We start from the raw sequence: 2,614 nt of genomic DNA on the forward strand, positions 1-2,614 counted from the left end.
CATCGCGGGGGGTACCGTGTAGTGGGGCCCCCGGGCGGGCCCGCGCGGCCCGCCGCCCCCCCCCCCCCCCCCGCCCGGCCGCGGGGCCCCCCCCGGCGGGGGCGCCGCCGGCGAGCATCGGCTCGGCGTTGGCGCGACCGGCTGAATGAGAGCGGCTCAGGCTTCGATCCGTCCGGCCGCGCGAACGTCGGCCCGGCCGGTGTGCAGGAAGCGCGCGCGACCCTCGCCGTCGTCTCCCAGGAACGCGACGGGGCCGTGGCCGGGTTCGGCGGGCACCAGGGAGTCGCCCCGCCAGCCGAGCAGCTCCGTGCGGTACGGCTCGTCGCCGGCCCCTACCGCGAGGCCGAGGGGGACCTTCTCCAGCCACAGCCGTCCCCGCTCGTCCGCGCTCACCGTGGTCCGGCTCGTGCTCGACAGGTAGACGCCCGCGCAGCGCCTCACGTCCGGGCGCGCCACGGGATCGGGGACGGGCTCGGCGGGCGACTCGACGACCCTGCCGAGGATCTCCTTCATCAGCGGCTTGCGGTCGCCGCCGTTGGTGCAGATCGCCACCGCCACGTCACGGCCGGGGTCGACCCGCAGGACGGCCGACTGCCCGATGGTGTTGCCGTCGTGACCGAACACCGGGCCGCCCGGTAGGTCGTAGAGCTCCCAGCCCAGGCCCCACGCCCTGCCCCAGCCGATGTCGGGCAGGGCGACCTGCGGCTCCCGCATGGCCCGCAGCCCCTCGTCGGCCAGGTGCGCCCGGGCGAAGACCACCAGGTCGCGCGGGGTCATGGCGAGCATCGACCCGGCGGGCGCGTTCGAGCGCGCCAGCGCCCAGACCGGTGCGGGCCGCCCGCGCAGATGCCCCACCGCCGCCCGATGCAGGATCGCCTCGTACGGATCGCTCGCCGCGTGCGTCATGCCCAGGGGCGTGAACAGGCGGTCCCGCATGCACCGGTCGAACGGCTCGCCCCGCACGACCTCGACGATCCGCCCGAGCACGCTGAAGCCCGCGTTGTTGTAGGAGAACATCTCCCCGGGATCGAAGAGCTGCGGCACGTCGGCCAGCAGTTCCACGTACCTCTCCAGGCAGTCGTCCCCCTTGCCGGTGTCGGTGAAGACGTCCCCCTCGAACCCGGCCGTGTGGCACAGCAGCTGCCGGACGGTCGCCTTCCGGAACCCGGGAAGGTAAGTGGCCACCGGCGCGTCGAGCTCGACCAGCCCCTCCGCGACCAGCCCCATCACCAGCGTCGCCGTCAGCACCTTGGTGATCGACCCGATCTGGAACACCGAGTCGACGGTCGCTTCCACCCCCGTCGCCTTGCTGAGCACCCCGGCAGCCGCCTCGACCACCCGGCCCCCGGCGTCGACGGCGACCGCCACCCCCGGCACCCCGTGCTCCTCCGCCAGCCCCGGCAGCCGCTCCTGCAGCCACCCCTCGACCTCGTCGATCTCCACCCTCATCCGCCCACCGTAGACGGCCGCGCCGACACCCCTCGGTGCACCCGCCGCCCGCAGACAAGCCGGCGACCGCGTGCTGGGCGGGTTCCGCAACGCCGATGTCGCGCGCCCGCCCGACTGTTCCCGCGCGCATCATCGTCCGTTGAAGCGCGCTGCGCGGCGCTCCAGAAACGCGGCGACTCCCTCGGCGTGGTCCTCGGACGCGAAGCACTCGGCGAGCGCGGGCCCCGTGGCGCCGACGTGGTCGAGCAGGTTCGCGGACGCGCCGTCCATCACCAGCCGCGTCATCGTCGTCAGCGCGAACGGGGATCTCTTGGCGATGGCGTCGGCGCGCCGCCGGCGCCCCGCCTCACCCCTGCGGCCGGCGCGACGTTGCCCGGTCGGCCCAGCTCGTCGGCCGTGAGCGCGCTGCCGAGCCGCTGTTCAGCGGGACCCTGCACTAAGTCGGCCGCTGATCGGTCCGTGGGTGCCCGGCGCGGTCGCCAGGCACCCACAAGGGACGGACAAGCGGAGATCGGATCCCACCGCTGGACCGAGGATAGTGGCCCATGGCCGCCGGGCTCGAATAGCGCGCGGGGCAAAGCCGAAAGTTCCGTGGTCAACGGCCGAATGATCAAGGACGGATCGGCCGAGCGGAAGGCGATAGGTCCGGACAAGTCCGCTGGAATCGCCACCCCAGCCGTCACCTGACAACGTTCCGTCACCTCTGCTATACGTATAGTCACCTCACCTGATCGAGGTGGGGACAACCGGTGCCCACATTGGGGATCCGGGCGTGACAAGGAAGAAAAGGGAACACATGAACTCCTTCAGCTACACCGAGCTGGACAAGCTGGCCGGCGAGGTCCTGCCGGAGCGCGCGGTGCTCTCCACCCTTCTCGTCGGTGGCGACAGCGACAACGACAACCAGAACTTCAACCTCGGCGGCGGCGGCCACGACGGCGGCACGACCGCGGTCGCCCCGAACTGCCAGAGCAACATCACCCACTCGCAGGGCGGCCTCGTCGGCGCGCTGGGTCTCAGCTCCGAGAACCCCAACTCGTCGTTCACCTGCGCCAGCAGCTCGGTTATCTCGGGTCGCTGATCCGAAACGACGCACTCGCGGGCTCCGGCCCGCAGGGGGAAGGGGCGGGGGTGGGCCGCCCGCCCCGGCGCCCATGCATTTTAC

3 protein-coding genes are annotated in these 2,614 nt (G+C 72.8%); 1 reads left to right on the forward strand and 2 read right to left on the reverse strand.

Going from position 1 to position 2,614, the window contains the following annotated elements; translation table 11 throughout:
- Nucleotides 1-156 precede the first annotated feature (156 nt).
- Both ABZ914_RS30570 and ABZ914_RS30575 read right to left on the reverse strand, forming a co-directional pair.
- Complete coding sequence (locus ABZ914_RS30570; RefSeq protein ID WP_500197432.1) at nt 157-1,449, reverse strand: serine hydrolase domain-containing protein; 1,293 nt, start codon at nt 1,447-1,449, stop codon at nt 157-159.
- A gap of 129 nt (nt 1,450-1,578) precedes the next feature.
- A complete protein-coding gene (locus ABZ914_RS30575) occupies nt 1,579-1,734 on the reverse strand; it encodes a hypothetical protein (RefSeq protein WP_500197434.1) in 156 nt (51 codons plus the stop codon).
- Nucleotides 1,735-2,245: 511 nt separating this feature from the next.
- On the opposite strand from ABZ914_RS30575, the gene ABZ914_RS30580 reads away from it, so the two are divergent.
- On the forward strand, nt 2,246-2,530 hold the full coding sequence (locus ABZ914_RS30580; RefSeq protein ID WP_433136960.1) for a hypothetical protein: 285 nt from the start codon (nt 2,246-2,248) through the stop codon (nt 2,528-2,530).
- The last annotated feature ends 84 nt before the right edge of the window (nt 2,531-2,614 follow it).

The organism is Spirillospora sp. NPDC046719, from assembly GCF_040645715.1.
Classification (GTDB): Bacteria; Actinomycetota; Actinomycetes; order Streptosporangiales; family Streptosporangiaceae; genus Spirillospora.

Excerpts from the sequence above, each read along its gene's own strand:
- ABZ914_RS30580 (WP_433136960.1), top strand. The coding sequence starts at position 2,246 with ATGAACTCCTTCAGCTACACCGAGCTGGACAAGCTGGCCGGCGAGGTC.
- ABZ914_RS30570 (WP_500197432.1), bottom strand. The coding sequence starts at position 1,449 with ATGAGGGTGGAGATCGACGAGGTCGAGGGGTGGCTGCAGGAGCGGCTG.
- ABZ914_RS30575 (WP_500197434.1), bottom strand. The coding sequence starts at position 1,734 with ATGACGCGGCTGGTGATGGACGGCGCGTCCGCGAACCTGCTCGACCAC.